Annotated in this window: 17 protein-coding genes; 11 read left to right on the top strand and 6 right to left on the bottom strand. The window is 46.6% G+C overall.

Features of this window, described 5'->3' with window-relative positions; translation table 11 throughout:
• Positions 1-287: 287 nt before the first annotated feature.
• A complete protein-coding gene (locus tag A1359_RS06680) occupies positions 288-674 on the top strand; it encodes a Rap1a/Tai family immunity protein (RefSeq protein WP_066979914.1) in 387 nt (128 codons plus the stop codon).
• 20 nt (positions 675-694) lie between these two features.
• Positions 695-967 (top strand): YMGG-like glycine zipper-containing protein, encoded by a 273-nt coding sequence (locus A1359_RS06675; RefSeq protein ID WP_066979911.1) that lies wholly within the window; start codon positions 695-697, stop codon positions 965-967.
• Between the two features lie 82 nt (positions 968-1,049).
• On the opposite strand, the gene A1359_RS06670 is transcribed toward A1359_RS06675, so the two are convergent.
• The gene (locus A1359_RS06670) at positions 1,050-1,424 is read right to left on the bottom strand and encodes a rhodanese-like domain-containing protein (RefSeq protein ID WP_066979908.1); all 375 of its coding nucleotides are present in this window, start codon (positions 1,422-1,424) and stop codon (positions 1,050-1,052) included.
• Between the two features lie 49 nt (positions 1,425-1,473).
• Entirely contained in the window at positions 1,474-2,088 is a 615-nt protein-coding gene (locus A1359_RS06665) for an arylesterase (RefSeq protein ID WP_066979905.1), read from the bottom strand.
• Between the two features lies 1 nt (position 2,089).
• Here A1359_RS06665 and A1359_RS06660 point away from each other — a divergent pair, with 1 nt between their 5' ends.
• Both A1359_RS06660 and A1359_RS06655 read left to right on the top strand, forming a co-directional pair.
• Positions 2,090-2,779: an ABC transporter ATP-binding protein gene (locus A1359_RS06660; protein WP_083960534.1), complete on the top strand. Its 690-nt coding sequence runs from the start codon at positions 2,090-2,092 to the stop codon at positions 2,777-2,779.
• Positions 2,776-5,259 (top strand): ABC transporter permease, encoded by a 2,484-nt coding sequence (locus A1359_RS06655; protein ID WP_066979902.1) that lies wholly within the window; start codon positions 2,776-2,778, stop codon positions 5,257-5,259. The genes A1359_RS06660 and A1359_RS06655 overlap by 4 nt, the downstream gene beginning before the upstream one ends.
• A gap of 55 nt (positions 5,260-5,314) precedes the next feature.
• Here A1359_RS06655 and A1359_RS06650 read toward each other — a convergent pair whose 3' ends face one another.
• Entirely contained in the window at positions 5,315-6,175 is an 861-nt protein-coding gene (locus A1359_RS06650) for a PEP-CTERM sorting domain-containing protein (protein WP_198159285.1), read from the bottom strand.
• A 180-nt stretch (positions 6,176-6,355) separates the two neighbouring features.
• Between A1359_RS06650 and A1359_RS06645 the strand changes: the two genes are divergently transcribed.
• The 7 genes from A1359_RS06645 (at position 6,356) to A1359_RS06615 (ending at position 15,408) form a co-directional block, all read left to right on the top strand.
• The gene (locus A1359_RS06645; protein ID WP_066979896.1) at positions 6,356-7,669 is read left to right on the top strand and encodes a sigma-54 interaction domain-containing protein; all 1,314 of its coding nucleotides are present in this window, start codon (positions 6,356-6,358) and stop codon (positions 7,667-7,669) included.
• Between the two features lie 23 nt (positions 7,670-7,692).
• Positions 7,693-8,601: an HDOD domain-containing protein gene (locus A1359_RS06640; RefSeq protein WP_232322140.1), complete on the top strand. Its 909-nt coding sequence runs from the start codon at positions 7,693-7,695 to the stop codon at positions 8,599-8,601.
• A 78-nt stretch (positions 8,602-8,679) separates the two neighbouring features.
• Positions 8,680-10,140, top strand: coding sequence for a protein kinase domain-containing protein (locus A1359_RS06635; RefSeq protein WP_083960532.1), 1,461 nt, complete (start codon positions 8,680-8,682; stop codon positions 10,138-10,140).
• A gap of 45 nt (positions 10,141-10,185) precedes the next feature.
• Positions 10,186-10,752, top strand: a complete 567-nt coding sequence (locus A1359_RS06630; protein WP_066979888.1) for an FHA domain-containing protein — start codon at positions 10,186-10,188, stop codon at positions 10,750-10,752.
• A gap of 3 nt (positions 10,753-10,755) precedes the next feature.
• The gene (locus A1359_RS06625) at positions 10,756-12,180 is read left to right on the top strand and encodes a VWA domain-containing protein (RefSeq protein ID WP_066979883.1); all 1,425 of its coding nucleotides are present in this window, start codon (positions 10,756-10,758) and stop codon (positions 12,178-12,180) included.
• Positions 12,180-13,064 carry a PP2C family protein-serine/threonine phosphatase gene (locus A1359_RS06620; RefSeq protein ID WP_066979880.1) on the top strand — a complete coding sequence of 295 codons (885 nt, stop codon included), beginning with the start codon at positions 12,180-12,182 and terminating at the stop codon, positions 13,062-13,064. The genes A1359_RS06625 and A1359_RS06620 overlap by 1 nt, the downstream gene beginning before the upstream one ends.
• Positions 13,065-13,161: 97 nt before the next feature.
• Positions 13,162-15,408, top strand: a complete 2,247-nt coding sequence (locus A1359_RS06615) for a bifunctional diguanylate cyclase/phosphodiesterase (protein ID WP_083960531.1) — start codon at positions 13,162-13,164, stop codon at positions 15,406-15,408.
• Positions 15,409-15,478: 70 nt separating this feature from the next.
• Here A1359_RS06615 and A1359_RS06610 read toward each other — a convergent pair whose 3' ends face one another.
• The 3 genes from A1359_RS06610 to glgB form a co-directional block, all read right to left on the bottom strand.
• Positions 15,479-16,216, bottom strand: coding sequence for a hypothetical protein (locus tag A1359_RS06610; RefSeq protein WP_066979954.1), 738 nt, complete (start codon positions 16,214-16,216; stop codon positions 15,479-15,481).
• A gap of 115 nt (positions 16,217-16,331) precedes the next feature.
• On the bottom strand, positions 16,332-17,765 hold the full coding sequence (glgA, locus tag A1359_RS06605) for a glycogen synthase GlgA (RefSeq protein WP_066979877.1): 1,434 nt from the start codon (positions 17,763-17,765) through the stop codon (positions 16,332-16,334).
• A gap of 142 nt (positions 17,766-17,907) precedes the next feature.
• Positions 17,908-20,085 (bottom strand): 1,4-alpha-glucan branching protein GlgB, encoded by a 2,178-nt coding sequence (gene glgB, locus A1359_RS06600; RefSeq protein ID WP_066979875.1) that lies wholly within the window; start codon positions 20,083-20,085, stop codon positions 17,908-17,910.
• Positions 20,086-20,088: the final 3 nt, after the last annotated feature.

Genomic DNA, 20,088 nt, shown 5'->3' with positions numbered 1-20,088 from the left:
TGACTATAAACTAAGTTTTGTGCAAGTCAAAATAATTTCATGCCATGAAATTAGCATAATTCGTATCTACAGTTTTGATGCTGAGGTATTATTAAATGCATCGTATGATATTGAAATATTTAAAAATCATGGAGGAGGAAAGTAAGGATTTTTTAACTCGACTCAGATAAACTTAATCACTCAAAAAGTGAGGGCTATTCAGGGGGAAGTCGTCTGGCTGACGAGTTTACAGCTGACTGATTCACAGAATAATTACCAAATTAAATTAACATAATCAGGAGATTGTCATGCAAATGAAACCGCTAAATTACCTTTTTCTATCGGCAATATTGTTGTCGGGATCTGCGCAGGCCAATGTGACAGAAGACGATTTTGTTGCCAAGACGACGCAAAATTTGATTAATTTATGTACCGCATCGCCGCAAGATCCACAGTATCGGGAGGCTATTCATTTTTGTCAGGGCTATTTGGTGGGCGCTTATCAATTTGATCAAGCTCAAGCGGCCGATAGGCCGGAAGTAAAGCTAGTCTGTTTTACTGACCCCAAACCATCACGTAATCAAGCCATTGAAATGTTTGTCACCTGGGCAAAGCAACACCCGGAGTTTATGAACGAAATACCGGTAGACACAGAGTTCAGGTTTTTAACTGAAAAATGGCCTTGCAAAAAATAATCCAAAAAGGAGAACTTAACATGAAACGATTTTCAACTATAGTGCTGGCATGTTTGTTGGCGTTAACTCTGGCAGGCTGCGCCGGCATGTCCGCAACGCAACAGCGCACGGTTACCGGAGGATTAGCCGGGGCTGCAGGTGGTGCGGCAATTGGTGCAATTGCCGGTAATGCGGGTATGGGTGCTGCTATTGGCGCGCTTGTCGGAACCGCAGGAGGGTTTTTGTATGGAAAGCATAAGGAATCAGAGCAACAAGCTTATGAGCAGGGGCGTAGTGATGCGCAGAATCAGTGACAACCTTTTTTGCGACCAAAGGGGGATTATGTTTGCTGAAACAGCAAAAAACTGAAAGTTAAGTCCCCCATTGGATGATTGATTATTCAAACTCAAAACCTGCTTTTTTCCAGGCGTTGGCACCACCTTCAAGATTGATTAAATTGTTGTAACCTAATTCGTGTAGCGATCTGGCTGCAGCATTACCCATAGGCCCACCTTCGCAATATAAATAGATTGGGGTGCTTTTATCGCTAGGAATTTTATCCTGATGTTCCTGAACATCATTAAATGGGATAAAAGCATCGGTACCTTTGATATGTTGCTGTTCAGGTATGTGCACGTCAACCAAGAATATATCCTGATTTTTCATGGCTTTATTTAAATCAGTTGCGCTAATCATCTGCACATAATCCGGCTGCAAAAACATGCAGCTGCTGAGGACGATAGTGGCTAAAAGGGCGTAGTATTTTTTCATGGCTAGGCGTTTATGAAATCAAATGGTTTTTTTGCATGTGCAAATCATTTTAATCGTGGGCTTTTGGCAATAAAGATTGTAAATAAGGCCATACTTTTTCTGTAATTAGCGGTTGTCCCAAGGCGTTGGGGTGTAGGCCATCTGCCTGCATCATAGCTGGATTTAAGGCCACGTTTTCCAAAATAAAAGGCACCAGTGGCACATCTAATTCTGCCGACAACTGCGGGTAGATGTTGTAAAACATGGCTATGTAGCGTTTGCCGTAATTGGGCGGAATTTTCATGCCTAATAGCATGACTTTTGCGCCGGCTTTTCTGCAGCGTTGAATGATTTCACTCAGGTTACTTTTCATTTCCTGTGGCGACAAACCACGCAAGCCATCGTTGGCGCCCAGTTCTATCATTACAATGACCGGTTTGTGCCGGGCTAGCAGTTGATTGATGCGCGCGAGTCCGCCTGCAGAGGTGTCGCCACTGATGCTTTCATTACTGATAACATAATCGCTGTGCTGCTGGTTGAACTTTTTTTGCAGCAGATTCACCCAACCCTGAGCGACATCAATGCCATAACCGGCACTGATGCTATCACCCAAGACAACAATCGATTTGGCCATCGCGGCCACGGGCATTAAACCCAAAATTAAGGCAAGGACAAGGCTATACATCATGCAAACTCGTAATGAACAATCAAACACACCTATCATCGTAACTCAAAACTTGGGTAAATCGGTGCCGACTTCAGAAGGAGAGTTACATATCCTGTCATCCGTGGATGTCATTATCAAATCGGGAGAAAGTATTGCCATTGTCGGTGAATCCGGTTCCGGCAAGACCACTTTGCTGAGTTTGCTGGCTGGGTTGGATACACCTAGTACTGGCTCGGTTTCGATTAAGGGTCGCGATATTACCTTGATGAATGAAGATGGCAGGGCAGTAATGCGCAATGAACTGATTGGTTTTGTATTTCAGTCGTTTCAACTATTACCCGGGTTGACGGCTTTGGAAAATGTGATGCTGCCGTTGGAACTGAGCGGTGATATCAATGCGGCAGTTGCGGCTAAGGATTTGCTACAGCGCGTCGGGCTTTCCAAGCGACTCGAGCATACGCCGAAACAACTCTCAGGCGGTGAGCAGCAGCGAGTGGCGTTGGCACGGGCGTTTGTTACCCAGCCGGCGATATTGTTTGCCGACGAGCCAACTGGAAATCTGGATAGTAAAACCGGTGGGCATATCATTGATTTGTTATTTGAATTGAATCAGGAAAAGCACACCACGTTAGTACTTGTCACTCATGATGCGACATTGGCGGCGCGTTGCGAACGCGTGATTAAGTTAGATGCCGGGAGCGTGGTATGAACCGCTTTAAATTGGCGCTAAGGCTACTGAAACGGGATGGCCGTTCCGGCGAATTGACTTTATTGGTGCTGGCGCTACTGATTGCAGTTGCCAGCGCAACCACCATTTCATTATTTGCAGATCGCTTGCAACGCACTTTGACTTTTCAGGCCGCCGAATTTTTAGCAGGCGATTTAGTACTGGCCAGTTCAGCACCCGTTGATGATAGCTGGTTGCAGCATGCTGAAACGGCAGGTTTGGCTCAATCGCAGACGACGGAATTTAGCAGTGTACTTTTAGAAAATGAGCAGATGCTGCTGGCTTCAATTAAAGCTGTTAGCCAGGCTTATCCATTGCGCGGATTTTTGAAAGTCCAGGATACCGATGCGACGGAAGAGCGAGCTGTTTATAAAGGCCCCGAGCCGGGTATGGCATGGGTGGAAAAGCGGGTGTTATCCGCTTTGCATTTAAACTTGGGTGATACGATAATCGTGGGTGAAAAACCGCTATTGGTGCAAAGCGTATTAAGTTACGAGCCAGATAAACGCGGTGATTTTTACAGCTTTTCACCACGGGTGATGATCAATCAAGCAGATTTAGCCGCCACCGGTGTGATTCAGCCCGGCAGTCATGTGCATTATTTTTATCAGTTTTCAGGTGCTGATGCCGAGTTGGCAGCATTTAAAAATGACCTAAAAGCGCAACTCAATCCGTCTCAACGTATTTTGGATATTCATGAAGACAGGCCCGAGCTGGGTTCTGCCTTGCAACGTGCCGAACGTTATTTAGGCTTATCTAGCATTGTAGTGATTTTGATCGCCGGTGTGGCGATTGCCATGGCAGCCGGGCGTTATACCGAGCGCCATTTCAATGCCTCGGCGTTATTGCGCTGCCTGGGGTGTAAGCAAACGGAAATCATCTGGCTATATGCGGTGCAATTTTTAGTCTTGGGCGTTGTGGCTAGTGCGGCAGGTTGTTTGCTGGGTTGGCTGGGGCAGATGGGCTTGTTTTACATATTAAAGCCCTTGTTACCGCAGCAGCTTGCTAATCCCGGTCTGCTATCAATTGTTTTTGGCTTTATTACCGGTATGGCGATATTGCTGGGTTTTGCCTTGCCGCCCTTATTGCGTTTGCAAAGAGTTTCACCGTTGCGGGTATTGCGTCGCGAACTGGAGCCGATGCCGACCAAAGCCTGGTTGATTTATGGTTTGGCGATTGCGGTGATGTCTGTATTAATCTGGCGCTATAGTAATGACTGGCAAATGACTGTTAGCATTCTCGGAGTCGGCTTGGTGGTGTTGCTATTACTTGGAATGTTGATTGCCGGTTTGTTGCAGTTTTCTAGGCGTTTACTGCCACACCTGGGAGTAACCTGGCGCTTTGGTGTGCAGGGATTGATGCGTAACAATCGCGCCAGTGTCAGTCAGATTCTGGCTTTTAGTATTACCTTGGCAGCAATGAGTTTGAGTCTGACGGTGCGTAGTGATTTGATCGATCAATGGCAGGCGCAGTTGCCGGATCATGCACCCAATCACTTTGCGATGAATATTATCCCGGAACATCAGCAGGCCTTTAAACATGATTTGCAGCAGGCCGGCATTGGCAGCAGTGAGTTTTATCCGGTGGTCAGAGGACGGTTGGTGGCAATTAATGATGAAGCGGTGCAAAAACGGGTTAGCAAGGATAGTCGAGGTGAAGCTGCCACTCAGCGCGAATTGAGTTTAACCTGGGCTCAAACCATACCGGACGATAATGTTATTACCAACGGCGAAAGCTGGGCCGAGAATGAGCCTGGTTTGGTGTCGGTGGAGCAAAAGCTGGCGGATAATCTAAATATTAAGTTGGGGGATGAGCTGATATTTACAGTCGGTAGTGCGCAAGTCAGTGCGCGGGTGGCGAATCTCCGCAGCTTGCAATGGGATACCATGAAGCCCAATTTTTACATGATTTTTTCACCCGGCACGCTGGATGATTTTCCAGCGACTTATCTGACCAGTTTTTATTTGCCGGAGGCAGGCAAAAGCCTGTTAAATCAGTTGCTCAAAGCCTACCCGGCTACCACGATATTGGAGGTGGATCAGATTCTTAAGCAGTTTAAAACCATACTTAAACAATTGACTCAAGCCATTAATCTGTTGCTTTACTTTGCCTTGTCGGCTGGCTTTGTCGTATTGTTTGCCGCTGTCTATGCCACGCTGGATAATCGTATTCACGAAGGTGCGTTGATGCGTACCTTGGGTGCCAGACGCGGTTGGCTGAGGAAAACCCATCTCATAGAGTTTGGTTTACTGGGTGCAGTTGCCGGTTTGCTGGCGGCAACTATTTCGCAGGCAATTCTTTATGTTTTGTACAGCCGAGTGATGCATATCCCTTTTCAAATGACGGTAAATACATGGTTGTTTTTGCCGGTAATTGGCGCAGTATTGGTCGGCATAGCCGGATTTTGGGGGGTGCGCGAGGTGGTTAATCAATCACCAATGCGGGTTTTACGGCGATTGTAGTTGCGAAAATAGGAGCGGTTGAATTTGCTAAAGGAAAATTCAACCGTTTGGCTGCCTATGTCAAAAGTGCTGTCGCGCGTTTACGTTGTGAAGCTGTTAATCCCAGCATGCCTAAGGCTATCAAGGCAAGCGTGGCGGGTTCCGGTATGCTGGTGCTGTTATGAGTAGTTGATCCAAATTCAGGTAATGAAGAGATTAATTTAATGGCGTCGTTAGCGCAATTCATGGTCCACTGCAAAACAAATTCTCCCGAAAAGCCGCTAAAAGCCAGTAATGGGATAGCGGCTTCGAGCACATAATGATTGCCGCTATATATCCCCATGTTTTGAATTGCGTTATTGTTATATTCCAAAATAGCTGCCCCGACCAAGTTACCTGTACCATCAATGATTGATGTGGGGAGATTGGGGTCGGCAGCCAATCCGGACAGTCTGGTTTCTCTACCATTTACATCCCATAATCCCAAGCCCCACGATACATTTTGGTATATGTTGCCTTTATCGGAGCCGGTGGTTTGGATGCCAAATTCAAAGCTGCCATTGTTACCAAAATCGATAGCAAGGTCGCCAGGGCCATAAGTATTTTGTCTTGGATTGGTTGGCGTTTTGGGATTCAGACCGGTAACCAGGGCAACATATAAATTGGTGCCGTCCGAAAAGCTATATAAAGCTTCTGCATCGTAGGCTTGGCCGCCATAACCTGGATTCAGATAACCATTTGGTGAGATATAAACGTCATCTATAGCAGATTTCAAAGTTGCCCCTAATGAAGTCGAGGCTGTCCAGTCATTAATATTGCCATTGGTATGTAAGCCCCAATCAGACAGATTGCCATCAACAGTAATACTGGTCGCCTGGGCGGCTGGCATAATGCTTAAGCTTAGGGCGAATGAGATTAGGGTCTTTTTAAGTGTCATAAAGGGCTCCATTTTTGTTAGTATTATAAATGCAATTATGATGCCAACTTTCTTTGTCTTGGAAAATATGACTTTACCGCTAAAATGCTGAGTAGAATGCTGTCATAACTGTCATATCCAACTGACAGAGTCGGCGGAATGTCATGAAAATCGGGTAGCAGAATTTTATTAACAAGGATTATGTCGCAAAGTATTTTTAAGCTTGAATCATTACTAGAAACCCACGAACAACCGTTTGTAGTGATTGGCCCCGATTTGCATGTGTTGGCGGTCAATCAGGCCTGGGAAACGGCATTTGGGATTACGCGTGATCAGCATATCGGCCAGCCTTGTTGCGATCATCAAGGTAATTGCCGACATCAGCAGCTGTTTCAATCTTTGGAACCCTATGCCGGAATGTTTGAGGCGAAGGGCGAGGATAATGTCAAAAAACTACTCAATGTGCGTGGCTATCCCTTACTGGACGCCGATGGTCGTTTATATTTGGGCGAGTCGCAAAGCTTGTTACATAAAAGCGGATCGGTACCTCAGCAGGCCGGAATGGTCGGAAATAGTGAGAGTTTTTTACGTCTAAAAAACAAATTACAACAAGCTGCCCAGATGCCTGCACCCGTTTTATTGCTAGGTGAAACAGGAACTGGCAAGGAACTTGCAGCCGAATTTATTCATCGCCATTCGCAGTCTGCTCAAGGAGAATTTGTGATTGCAGATTGCACACTGTTTGGTGAAGATTTATTTGAAAGCGAATTGTTTGGTCATGAAAAAGGTGCTTTTACTGGGGCAGCTTCCAGTAAAAAAGGTTTATTCGAGCTGGCCGATAACGGTACTTTGTTTCTGGATGAAATCGGCGAATTGCCATTTTCTCAGCAACCCAAGTTACTGCGTGCGCTTGAAAGTGGGCAATTCCGTCGCGTGGGTGGTACCACCACTCTAAAGGCAACGGTCAGGGTGGTTTGTGCTACGCACCGAAATTTGGCTGAAATGGTAAGGCAAGGTCAATTTCGAGAAGATTTGTTTTATCGATTGTCGGTTTTTCCTATCGATATTCCACCTTTGCGTGAACGAAAACCGGATATTCCATTGCTGGTTGATTTCTTTTTGCAGCAATTGGGAAGCCTGCGTGGCAATCCGTTGACCATCAGTCGTGCTGGTTTGGTCAAGTTGATACAGCATGCTTGGCCAGGCAATATCCGTGAATTGAGAAATTGCCTGCAGTTAGCCTGTGGCTTAAGTCAGGGCAACACGATAGACGAAGATAGTATTCATTTCATGCGTAGGGTGGGTGATGCTGTGGAAGTGCCGAAAGTGCCAGTTGATGAGTCGCTTGCTGTTCATGAATCAATGAGATCGTTGACCGTACTGGAGCAATACGAAGCCAGTTTTATTGCCGGTTTATTGGAGAAATATCAAGGTAACCGAAAGTTAATTGCCGCTGAGATGAATGTCAGCGAAAGAACCTTATATCGCAAGCTTAATCGGCTTAATTTGAACTAGGCAAACTCATGCAGTCGACATTAATGAACTGGACACTCAATGCAATTCATCCGCAGATCAACGGTTTTACACCGCCGTTGGATATGCGGGATACTATCTCCCAAATCAGGTCGCTACCACCTTTACCCGGAAGTGCGGTGCGGATTATCAATTTAATTTCTGATCCCAAAGCGGATGTTGATAAGTTGGCGGAAATTATTGAAATGGATCCATTGTTGACAGCGCAGATTATGCGTTGGTCTACTTCGTCGCTTTATGGTTATCGTGGCAAAATTACCACGATACGCGAGGCCATTATTCGCGTGTTAGGGTTTAACTTTGTATTTGACATGGCTTTGGGTTTGGCCGTTATGGCACCGTTAAAAGCCCCCAAAACAGGTGTCATAGGTACCCGTATGTTTTGGATACATGCGCTGGCTAGTTCCCGTTTGATGATGAAATTGGCAACAAAACTGCCGGCTGAGTTAGGTTTAAAACAGCAGGAAGTTTTCCTGGCGGCTTTGTTGCACAATATTGGTTTTCCGTTACTCGGGTATCAATTTCCGGATGAATTTTTTCATCTGGAAAGATTGATCAGAGTTAACCCGAATTTGTCTATTTATAATCTTGAGACCTTTGCTTTTGGTGTCAACCACGCTCAAATAGGTACATGGCTCATGAATGCCTGGTCCATGCCAAAATTGATTAGCGATATTGTCTATCACCACCATAACCCTTTTTATCGGGGTGAAAATTATCAGTTAAATTTGCTGACCTATCTAAATGATTATTTGTTGGGTCAAATCGGCATCGGCGATGCCGCCAACCAGATCTGCTCAGAGGAGGTTTGGGCCACGCTTCAGCTGGATTCTAAGCTGGCACATCAAGAGCTTGATAATCTGCACGATGAAATTGAAGCCATCACCGAGCTGGCTGAAACCATAACCCAATAAATAGCCAGTAAGCGTTCAGTTTGTTTGCTATTTTAAGGCTAGATTTATAGCCGATTAGCAGCCAATATACGAGAGCGCATGTCCCATTCGTTTTGCCCCGCCTGTTTGCAACCCGACTCCGGATTGTCGATCTGTGCGAATTGCGGGTGGAATAAAACAAGCTCGACTACTGATCCACAATATCTTGCGCCAGGTAGCACGCTTAATCCACCCTATCAAGTGGCACGTGTGTTGGGGCACGGTGGCTTCGGTATTACCTATCTGGGCTGGGATGCCAATCTGCAAATTAAAGTGGCCATTAAAGAATACCTGCCGCGTGAATGGGCTCATCGTGATGCTAACGCAGGGCAGGTGGTTGCCAACTCGTCGGATGTTCAAGTACATTTTCAAACCGGACTGAATAACTTTCTTGCCGAAGCCCGCACTTTAGCCAAATTTCAGCAGCATCCCGGCATTGTTTCTGTGTTGTCTTTTTTTCCTGCCTTTGGCACTGGCTATATGGTAATGGAATACGTAGAAGGCCAGACTTTAAAAAGTTATCTGCAGCTTTACGGTCGGTTAGCCTGGACACAAACGCTGGATATTTTTATACAGATTATGGATGCTCTTCGTGCTGTGCATAAAGCCGGTTTGTTACATAGGGATATTGCTCCGGATAACATTTATATATGCAGCGATGGCCGGGTAAAATTGCTTGATTTTGGCGCTGCGCAGTTGGATGGTATTGGCTCAGTGCAAAGCACTCAGTCGCAAACGGTGATAGTCAAACCCGGTTTTGCACCGGAAGAACAATATCGCAATACGCGCGAACAAGGCCCATGGAGTGATGTATACAGTGTTGCTGCCAGTATGTATTTTTGCCTGACCGGTGAAGCGCCGCCTGATGCACTGGAAAGGTTAAAACAAGACACACTTAAACTACCCTCCGCCTATGGGGTGCTGATGCCGCCGGCAGCCGAACAGGCGTTGCTAAACGCGCTGGCGGTCAATTCATTCCAGCGTCCGCAAAGCATAGAGACGCTACAACAGCAGTTTTTAAATCTACCTGCCAATCCGGCAGTGGGGCTGGATACTCGGACCAATATTCATGTAAATCCACAGCTAAAAAGTAAATTCGCCTATCCTGTAGCGTCAAAGAACCGTTATTTTTTTTCTGGGCAACGTTGGCTAATTATCGGTAGCCTGTCGCTGATGATGTTGATTTTTATTTTTCAGTTGGCAAAAGATAAAAATCCACGCATTGAACCGGTACCGGTGGCAAAAGGGTCTGGACCATCACTGCAAATGAGTGCACCCGAGCCAATATCTAACAATGATGAGCTTGTTGATAGAAGCCGGCAGCGAGAATTAGAGCGCCAGGCTTCTGAAGAGCTAAAACAGCAACAAGCAGCCGCGCTTAAACGTTTCGAAGAAAGACAGCGCCAAGAATCAGCCCCGGCACAGCAAGGTTCAAAATCATTAGATGCGACACAAAAAGAGCATTTGCGTAGCCTCTGTGATGAATGGGGGGCTACAATGGACTGTAAAGATTTTCAATAAATACTTTGCCAGCCAAAATCCTTTTAAATTGAACCGGTGAACGCTATGAAGCTGATACGCTGCGAACGTGGCCATTATTACGACTCCCAGCAACACACACGCTGTCCCTCTTGCGGTGTAACTGGACTGGCTATACAGAACAATGAGCAGGTCCAATCCGCGAAGACCCAGCCCGAAGCGATGCTGACCCAAGTACGTGGGCAGGCTAGTGGCGTCGCGGATGTAGGGGTGACGGTTGCCATGGTACGCAAAAAAATCGGTATCGACCCGGTTGTAGGCTGGCTAGTCTGCATTGAAGGCCCGGAAAAAGGCCGTGATTATCGGGTGCGCAGTGAGCGCAACGCTATCGGTCGTGGTGCGGACATGGCGATTTGCATCAGTGGCGATGAGGCTATTTCACGCGAGAATCATGCTTATATTAATTTTAATCCACGCAAGGCGAGTTTTCGTATCGCGCCAGGTGACAGTCGCGGTATGACTTATTTGAATGGTGAGGAAGTCGATGTGCCGATGCCGTTACAAGCTTACGATCGCATCGAGCTGGGGCAGACACACTTACTGTTCCTGCCTTTGTGCAGTGAAAAATTCAATTGGGAAATTCAGGGAGAATAAAGCATGCGTTCTGTTTACCTGTTTTTACTTGTACTGGTTGTTGGGCTTGCCGAGGCTGAGGAATTTGATGACTTACGTTTAATCCAAGCCCAAGCGGATTTACCGGCCATCACTTTGTGGCTGAATCTACCGACTTCAAGTGTGCTTAAGCCGGAACAATTCAGTATCAGCATCGGTAAGCAGCCCGCAATGGTGACCGCTATCGAAAGTTCTCAACAAACTGGCGAGGGCGTTGCTTATATCTTTCTGGTGGATATTTCTAAATCCTTATCGCCTCATCAGTTCGAGCAAATCAAAACGGCCTTACAGCGTTGGCTGGATGGCATGGGGGAGCAGGATCAGGCCGCTTTACTAACATTTGGCCGCGATGTTAAACAAAATTTAGCGTTTACCGCCAATCATGACAAATTAAACCAGGCTATCGATAACCTGGCAGCCACCGACATGGAAACCAGTTTATATCGGGGTTTACTAGAGGCCATTAATTTGGGTAGACGTCAGGCTGATAATTTACCAGCCCGACGGGCTATTGTGATCTTGAGTGATGGTATTGACGATAGCCTTAGTGGTGTCACCGAGGATGAGGTGTTTAAACAAAGCCAGGAGTACCGAGTGCCGATCTACAGCATTGGTTTCGCCACCTCACCGGTTAATGATACTAAGCGCCAGGGTTTGAAAGTGCTAGGTATGCTTGCGCGGCAATCGGGCGGTTATTTTGTACAAGCCCAAGCCGCGGAATTGGATAGCGCTTATGCACAACAGCAGCAGCAAATCATGCAGGCTTATCGCTTGCAGCTGAATTGTTCAGGCTGTCAGTCGGATGGTCAGTTATATCGTTTGAGTTTAAGCTGGAACGACGGTCAGCAAACCCTCAGCGATGGTTTCGATATGCGCTTATTGCCTAAATCAAGCACTAATAAACCTAAAATGGTTAAACAGGATACGCAGGGTATACCTATGCAATTAATCATTTTTCCAATAGGTTTTTTAGCGTTTATAGTCGGTTTAGTACTGGTTTACAGGCAGCGTCTGATGCAATCTAAAGACGACAGTTTGCATGAAGTTACTGATGCCATTACAGATAAGCCGGTAGTGGAATTGCAAGCCGCCAATACTAGTGTTTCTGTCAAATTGACAGTAATAGCCGGCGTACATAAAGGCCAGGTTTTTCAACTTAAAATTGCCGAGAGGGCAACATTGGGTCGAGCCGAGAGTTGCGATTTAATGCTGGATGATGATGTGGAAATCTCCAGTCAGCATGTCTTGCTACAACGACTGGCTGGCAAACTCATTGCGCGTGACCTGAATTCCACTAACGGCACTCTGGTCAATGGTGTGCCGATTCATAATGATTACCCGTTGCGTGATGGTGATTTACTTCTATTGGGTCGCACTGAAATGCGGATCGAGATTTTAGGCCAACGCTGATGCTCGTATTACCCGGTAACGCCAGTCATATCGGCCAGCGATCACAACAGCAGGATATGTTTGCCTTATCCGATTTTGCCGATAATGATTTTATAGCGCATGGCGGTTATCTGGCGGTGGTGGCCGATGGTATCGGTGGTTTGCTGTATGGCGCCGAAGCGGCTTATATTGCCACTAGTCAGTTTGTTGAATCGTATTTAGCCAAACCCAGTGAAATCAAGGTTAGCGAGGCGCTGGATAATGCCTTGGCAACTGCGAATCAAGCGGTATATGCTGCCGCAAAGGAGAATTATTGCCCCGAACAAATGGGCACAACTTTGGTGGCGGTAGTCATACATCAAAACCAGTTGCACTGGCGTACTGTGGGCGACAGCCATCTGTATTTATGTCGGGATGGACGTTTGAGCCAGCTTAATGTCGATCATAACTTCGCAAGACGGTTACAAGTGCAAGTTGGGGACGGTTTGATCACTCAGGAGCAAGCTGATAATCATCCTGAGCGGTATGCTCTGGAATGTTTCGTCGGCTTAAATCCTTTGCCTGAGATAGCCCGAAATCAATATCCCTTGCCACTACTGGCTGGCGATAAATTGTTGTTATGCTCCGATGGCGTTGATGGTGTGTTGTCGGCAGACGAAATAGTCGATTGTTTGCATGCAACACCTATGTTGGCGGCTGAGGGATTGTGCGATGCGGTATTAAAGAAAAACAAGCTCGGCCAGGATAATCTGACGGCTGTGGTGCTGGGGTATCAAGTCGAAGATTTAACTCCGATCGTAGAGTCTGCACGGATGCTGCAGGGAAGTGGCTGGCAGGCTAAGGCAAGTGGTACGGGTTTATTGTTGTTAATCACCTATCTGCTGGTTACAAAATATCTGGCATAAGTTTAAACAGTGACTAAAATTGTATCCTCGGATTTAATTGTCGGCACGGTTAACACGATTATGAGGATAACTATGATGAGTTCAGCGATAAGCCAGCATGGAAATTGATCAGGAGATTTTTGAAGAAGCCTGCGACCCTCTCGATCAGACGGTTGAATACATTGAGCTTACTTTAGCAGAGCAAGCCAAAATTCTGCAGTTTCAACAAAATGTGTTAAAGCTAGTGGCATTGGGTTCTGATTGTGATCAAGTCTGTGAGAAACTTTGTTTACTGGAAGAGCAGCTATTGCCCAACTCGATAGCCTCGGTAATGCTGTTAGATGAAGCCGAGCAGCAATTGAACGTGTATGTCGCGCCCAGCATTCCGCAAGAAGCGATTATTCGGCTTAATGGTCTGCAACCCGGCCCCACCGCAGGTTCTTGCGGGAATGCGCTCTATTGTCAAGCACCTGTTTTTGTTGGCAATACCTTTACCGATTCACGCTGGGGGGATATTCGTCAGATAGCCATCGATTTTAATATTTGTGCCTGTTGGTCCATGCCCATTCGTGGCAAGGGCGGGCGGGTGATAGGTTCGTTTGCTTTGTCCAGTTTTGAGCACCGCATGCCAGGATCATTCCACCGTAAATTATTGGAAATCGGTTCTTTCATCATAGGGATTGTGCTGGAGCAGCGGCATATCAATCAGCAACTGCATTTAGCCGGCAAGGTGTTCGAACACAGCACCGAAGGCATCATGATCACTGATAGCCATAATATTATTGTTTCGGTGAATCTAGCATTTACCCGTATCACGGGATATGAATCCGATGAAGTTGTTGGTAAGAATCCTTCTTTGTTAGCATCCAGTCACCATGAAGCAGATTTCTATCAAAATATGTGGCACAGCATTAACAGCTTGGGCCATTGGCAAGGTGAGGTCTGTAATAAAACGCGCGACGGCAAATTGTTTTTTCAGTGGTTGAGTATCACCGCGATTATGGATAATCATGATCGGGTGACACATTATTTGGCAGTGTTTTTGGATATCACGGAAAAGAAGCAGGCTGAGGAAGTGATTTGGCGGCAGGCCAATTTTGATATGCTGACTGGCCTGTCGAACCGAAATCGATTCTATGATCGATTGGAACAGGATATAAAAATTGCCGCCCACAATGGGCAACGACTTGCCTTGATGTCGATTGACCTGGACCGGTTTAAAGAAATCAATGATTCTTTTGGGCATGCCACTGGCGATGCCTTACTGAAAGCTGCCGGCAACCGTTTGCTAAGCAATACGCGTGCAACTGATTTGTTGGCCCATTTGAGTGGCGATGAATTTATGTTGATTTTAAATGATGTTACCGATAGCGATGATATCGAACAACTTGCCGATCAAATTCTAGAAAAAATTTCTCTACCATTTGATCTGGAAGGCAAGCTGGCTTATGTTTCGGCCAGTATTGGTATTACCTTGTATCCCGATGATGCACAACACATAGAAACTTTGTTGCAATATGTTGAGCAGGCAATGTACGCCGCCAAAGCCGAGGGCCGCAATCGTTGGCGATATTTCACTCCGGCCATGCAGAAAGCAGCAGAAATACGCTCTCGAACGGTCGCCGATTTGCGTTCGGCTTTAGCCTTGGGCCAGTTTTATTTACAGTATCAGCCCATCGTAGAACTGGAAAGTGGGAAAGTGCATAAGGCCGAAGCTTTAATTCGTTGGCAGCATCCCGTGCATGGCATCATTAGCCCAGCCGAATTTATACCGATCGCAGAAGAATCTCATCTGATTATAGACATTGGTAATTGGGTGTTTCAGCAGGCGTCCAGGCAAGTGGCTTGTTGGCAGACGGCTTATGGTTCAGATTTTCAGATCAGTATCAACCAGTCGCCAGTGCAATTTCATGGCGAGAGCAGTGCTCACTGGGCCAGCGATTTGAATCGCATGGGCTTGGAGGGGAATAGTATCGTGGTTGAAATTACCGAAGGGTTATTGCTCGATGCCAGTGAAACCGTATCGCGGCAATTGTTGGCCTATCGTGATGCCGGTATTCAAGTGGCCATTGATGATTTCGGTACCGGCTATTCGTCGCTATCGTATTTAAAAAAATTCGACATTGATTATCTGAAAATCGATCAATCTTTCGTACGTAATCTGACACCGGATTCCAGTGATCGCGTGTTGTGCGAAGCTATTATCACCATGGCGCATAGATTGGGCATGAAAGTCATTGCCGAAGGTGTAGAAACCCAGCAGCAAGGCGACATACTAAAGCTGGCCGATTGCGATTACGCCCAGGGCTATTTGTTTTCTCGGCCCTTAAGCGCAGATGCATTTGCCGGTTTTATGCTGGAATAGTATTGATTAGTTGTGACCATTCAGTGTTTGCGCAAAGCCTGTTTTTTGCTGTTTTTTTTCCAGCATATTGTTAATCAGCCAGTTCGACTTTCAGCATGATTCTTAAGTTTTGATTTTGGGTGGTGTGATTCAGGCCAGTATAGCCTTGGTTGTTTGATTGTTGTTGGTTGACAGTACCGCCGATTTCTACCCATTCACCCAGCCGTGTTCTGACTGAAGTGTCTATGCTTTGCGTTGCTAGGCCGCCGTTGTTTAAAAATTGATCAGACCAAGGTGCAAGGTCGATGACAACTTCATCTTGGTTTATCAGGTGAGGAATGGCGGCAAAACCGCTGCTGGACTCTTGCAATTGCTGATTGCTGACGACGCCGGGATAGCCATAACCCGAATCGTAGACCGTGACATTTTCAATCGGTCTTTGTTGGCCGGTTTGAATATGCGCTGCTTGACCCTCTAGAGTGCGAATTTGATGGGCTGTATTTTGTCTGCCCACGTTGCGTGTATCAGCTACCATACCTTGCATCCGAATTGCGGGTGGTGCGATCAGAATAGCCGCTTCGGCATTCAGTTGCTCGGCTGTTTTATGGCTGTTTTGCAGAACAGAGATCGTCAGGTTATGTCGGCGGGTATCGAGTTTTTCGATCAGGCTGCGGAAGTTTTCCAGTCTTTCCGGGCTGGTTTTTACAATTAAATTAAAACCAATGCTGTTGATGATGTCGCCATCTTCCAGCAGCGGCATCAATAGAGGTTGTATTTCTTCAGCCGGACGATTGTGCAAGGGAATTACTTCCATAACCGTATTGGCCATAGCACAATTTATCGTTAAGTAAGCTAGGCAGCAAAGTTTAAGCAGCAAGCAAAAAGCTCGCAGCACTGCTTCTAGCTGATACAGCGGCCAGAAGAAGTGGCTAAGCCAAGCTTTTTTAGATTTCACGATAAAGTGCCAGATACTGATTGGCGCTATTTTCCCAGGAAAAGTCCTTGCCCATGGCATTGCGCTGCAGTTTTTGCCAGAGTGGCCGATTGGCATGCAACACCAGTGCGCGTTTAATGGTTTCCATCAAAGCTCCGGGCACGGCGTCTTTAAACACAAAGCCACTAGCGCTGCCGTTAGCCAGTGACTGAGGCAATGTGTCGACTACAGTATCCGCCAGACCACCTGTTTTACGTACTATAGGCAGGGTGCCGTAGCGCTGACTGTACATTTGATTGAGGCCGCAAGGTTCGAAGCGCGAAGGCATCAGGAACATGTCGGCACCCGCTTCGATTTGATGCGCCAGGTTTTCATCGTAACCGATGGTAATGGAAATCTTGTCCGGATATAAACGGGCAAAATCTTGTAAGCGGACTTGTATGCTGGTGTCGCCGCTGCCCAATAAGACAAATTGCAACGGCATACCCGCCATTTCTTTCAGGCAGCTTAGAACCAGATCGATACCTTTTTGGTCAACCAAGCGGCCTATTAAGCTAAGCATCGGAAGTTCCGGGGTAACCGGTAATCCCAGTCTTGCCTGTAAAGCCGTCTTGTTGATAACTTTTTTGCTCAGAGTTCTGTTGGAGTAGGTTTGGGCGATCTTAGGATCAGTTTGCGGATCCCAGGCATTATTGTCGATACCATTGATAATGCCGGACAGGGTGTGTTGTCTGTGCCCCAAAAGACCTTCAAGGCCATAGCCAAATTCCGGGGTCTGGATTTCCTGGGCATAGGTTGGGCTGACAGTCGTGATCCAGTCGGAATAACTCAAGCCACCTTTGATAAACGACAGCATGCCGTGATATTCCAGACCATCGGTATGCCAGAGCTGGCCTGGCAAATTCAGCAAGGTATAAGTGTTGCTGGGAAAGATGCCCTGATAGGCCATGTTGTGAATGGTAAATACAGTAGAAGGTCTATATTCTTCCAGCGATAACAAAGCAGGCACCAAGCCGGTTTGCCAATCGTTGCAATGCACGACATCCGGTTTCCAGTCCAGATAGGCCCTATCCATGGCGACTTCGACCACTATGCGACAGAACAAGGCGAAACGGTCGCCTATATCGGGCCAGGGGTTGCCGCTTTCGTCATTATACGGGTTGCCGGGATGACCAAAAAACGCCGGGTAATCCACCAGCCAGATAATGACATTGCTATTCGGTAAGCGGGTTTCCAGCAGATTGACGTCGGCATTGTTTACCCGCACTGTGCATAAGTAACGGCCTGGATCACAGTCTTTAATAGATGCGTAGTTGGGCATGATAATGCGCACATCCTGGCCTAGCTCAGTGAGTGCAATAGGCAAGCTGCCGGCGACATCGGCTAAACCGCCGGTTTTGATTAAGGGTTGGGTTTCGCTACTGGCGAAGAGAATTTTTTTCATAGTAAAAAGTGTTATTTCTCGGCGAATTTGCAAACCAAAAGCAGATTCATCACGAATCGGAATAGTTTAATAGACCCAGCAAGAAGCAGCAGCAGGCTTTAAACAACTGGTCGTTCGTGGCGAATCTAGTCAAAACAGAACTTCACATTTTTAAAATAACCCCGGCCAGTGGCGGCAAGGTTACCGTAATGGAATGATTCATGTTCATCCAGGGTTGTGGTTCCGACTGGATATGAGCATTACCCAAATTACTGCCGGCGTAATATTCCGAGTCGGAGTTGAATATTTCATTATAAACGCCTTCGTGAGGCACGCCGATACGATAGTTTTCGCGCGGTACCGGGGTGAAGTTTAGAATTACAATTAAATCTTCGTTGGCTGATTTACGGCGATAACTGATGATGGACTGCTGGTAGTCGTGACAGTCTATCCATTCAAAACCTTGATGATCAAAGTCAAATTGATACAACGCGGAATGTTTTTTGTACAGGTGATTCAAGTCTTTGACTAGGGTTTGCATGCCCTGGTGCAGAGGATAATCCAGCACATACCAATCCAGATCACGATTGACGCTCCACTCGGTGCCTTGGGCAAATTCACAGCCCATGAACAGCAGTTTTTTGCCTGGATAGGTGAACATCATGGTGTACAACAAACGCAGATTGGCAAACCGCTGCCATTCGTCGCCCGGCATTTTGTTGATCATCGATTGTTTGCCGTGCACCACTTCATCATGCGAGAACGGTAACACGAAGTTTTCGGTAAAGGCATATAACAAACCAAAGGTCAGTTCGTCGTGATGGTAGGAACGATGTATGGGTTGCTCTTGCATGTAATGTAAAATGTCATGCATCCAGCCCATATTCCATTTCATGGAAAAACCCAGCCCGCCAGTCCAGGTAGGACGAGTCACTTGCGGCCAGGAAGTGGATTCTTCCGCCATGATGACTGTGCCGGGATGCTGTTCATGGGTAACCGAATTCATGTGGCGTAGAAAGTCTATGGCTTCCAGATTTTCATTGCCGCCGTACATGTTAGGTATCCAGTCGTTGGCTTCGCGTGAATAATCCAGATACAGCATCGAGGCCACGGCATCGACGCGCAAGCCATCTAAATGAAACTCTTCCAGCCAGAAGAAGGCGCTGGCCAGCAAAAAGTTTTTCACTTCGTTGCGACTATAGTTATAAATCAAAGTACCCCAATCGCGATGCTCGCCTTTGCGCGGGTCCTCATGTTCGTATAATGGTGTGCCATCGAAGCGGCCCAAGGCAAAACTGTCTTTTGGAAAATGCGCAGGTACCCAGTCCAAAATAATACCGATGTCGTTTTGATGGCAATGATCGACGAAAAAGCGGAAATCATCCGGGGTGCCGTGACGACTAGTGGGGGCAAAATAACCGGTGGTTTGGTAACCCCAGGAGATGTCAAGCGGATGTTCGGTAATCGGTAATAATTCGATATGGGTGAAACCCATGGTTTTGACGTAATCGACTAATTTTTCCGCTAACTCACGATAATTCATGAAGTTGCCGCGGCTGTCACGCTGCCAGGAGCCTAGATGCACTTCGTAAATCGACATCGGATGATGCAACCAATCGTGCTGCGGACGCTTTTCCATCCATTCCATATCCTGCCAAGCATGGTTATCTTCATTAACAATGATAGCGGCGGTTTGTGGACGGAATTCGAATTGCTGACCATAGGGGTCTGTTTTTACCAATACTTGTCCGGTGTGATGGTTGCGGATTTCAAATTTGTAGACGCAGCCGACAGTCAGTCCGGGTATGAAAATTTCCCAAATGCCACTGCCGCCCAAACTACGCATAGGGTGGTTGCGTCCGTCCCAGCGATTAAAGTCGCCAATAACACTTACTCGCTCGGCATTGGGGGCCCAAACTGCGAAATAAACGCCGTCTATACCATCAACAGTGTGTAAGTGACCGCCCAGTTTTTTATAAATGTGCCAGTGGCTGCCCCCGGCAAATAAATGCTGATCAAATTGCGACAGCACAGGCAAAAAGGTATAGGGGTCATAATCCAGGTGATCGTTGCCTTCTTTGTCTGTCCAAAATAGTTGGTGATGATCGTCGACTTCGTTTAAAGCGGGGTAATATTCAAAAAAATCGCTGTCGGGAATACGTTTCATCAATGGGCCGTTTTTACCGATACGCACGTTTTCTGCATAAGGCAGAAAAGTACGGATGACAGTTTTTCCATTTACTACGTGTCGACCAAGAACGGAGAAAGGGTCGTGATGTTTGGCTTCAATAATTCTTGTTAAATCAGAATCAAGCGTGACTTGTTTACTTGGCTTGTTCATTTT

It is taken from the genome of Methylomonas lenta (assembly GCF_001644015.1).
Classification (GTDB): domain Bacteria; phylum Pseudomonadota; class Gammaproteobacteria; order Methylococcales; family Methylomonadaceae; genus Methylomonas; species Methylomonas lenta.
Note: the sequence above shows the minus strand (reverse complement) of the source record. Positions and strands in the feature narration are given on the sequence as shown.

Coding starts and splice junctions, on each gene's coding strand:
- A1359_RS06625 (WP_066979883.1), top strand. CDS start 10,756: ATGCGTTCTGTTTACCTGTTTTTACTTGTACTGGTTGTTGGGCTTGCC.
- A1359_RS06660 (WP_083960534.1), top strand. CDS start 2,090: ATGCAAACTCGTAATGAACAATCAAACACACCTATCATCGTAACTCAA.
- A1359_RS06645 (WP_066979896.1), top strand. CDS start 6,356: ATGTCGCAAAGTATTTTTAAGCTTGAATCATTACTAGAAACCCACGAA.
- A1359_RS06620 (WP_066979880.1), top strand. CDS start 12,180: ATGCTCGTATTACCCGGTAACGCCAGTCATATCGGCCAGCGATCACAA.
- A1359_RS06670 (WP_066979908.1), bottom strand. CDS start 1,424: ATGAAAAAATACTACGCCCTTTTAGCCACTATCGTCCTCAGCAGCTGC.
- A1359_RS06640 (WP_232322140.1), top strand. CDS start 7,693: ATGAACTGGACACTCAATGCAATTCATCCGCAGATCAACGGTTTTACA.
- glgB (WP_066979875.1), bottom strand. CDS start 20,085: ATGAACAAGCCAAGTAAACAAGTCACGCTTGATTCTGATTTAACAAGA.
- A1359_RS06665 (WP_066979905.1), bottom strand. CDS start 2,088: ATGTATAGCCTTGTCCTTGCCTTAATTTTGGGTTTAATGCCCGTGGCC.
- A1359_RS06680 (WP_066979914.1), top strand. CDS start 288: ATGCAAATGAAACCGCTAAATTACCTTTTTCTATCGGCAATATTGTTG.
- A1359_RS06635 (WP_083960532.1), top strand. CDS start 8,680: ATGTCCCATTCGTTTTGCCCCGCCTGTTTGCAACCCGACTCCGGATTG.
- A1359_RS06650 (WP_198159285.1), bottom strand. CDS start 6,175: ATGACACTTAAAAAGACCCTAATCTCATTCGCCCTAAGCTTAAGCATT.
- glgA (WP_066979877.1), bottom strand. CDS start 17,765: ATGAAAAAAATTCTCTTCGCCAGTAGCGAAACCCAACCCTTAATCAAA.
- A1359_RS06655 (WP_066979902.1), top strand. CDS start 2,776: ATGAACCGCTTTAAATTGGCGCTAAGGCTACTGAAACGGGATGGCCGT.
- A1359_RS06630 (WP_066979888.1), top strand. CDS start 10,186: ATGAAGCTGATACGCTGCGAACGTGGCCATTATTACGACTCCCAGCAA.
- A1359_RS06675 (WP_066979911.1), top strand. CDS start 695: ATGAAACGATTTTCAACTATAGTGCTGGCATGTTTGTTGGCGTTAACT.
- A1359_RS06615 (WP_083960531.1), top strand. CDS start 13,162: ATGGAAATTGATCAGGAGATTTTTGAAGAAGCCTGCGACCCTCTCGAT.
- A1359_RS06610 (WP_066979954.1), bottom strand. CDS start 16,216: ATGGCCAATACGGTTATGGAAGTAATTCCCTTGCACAATCGTCCGGCT.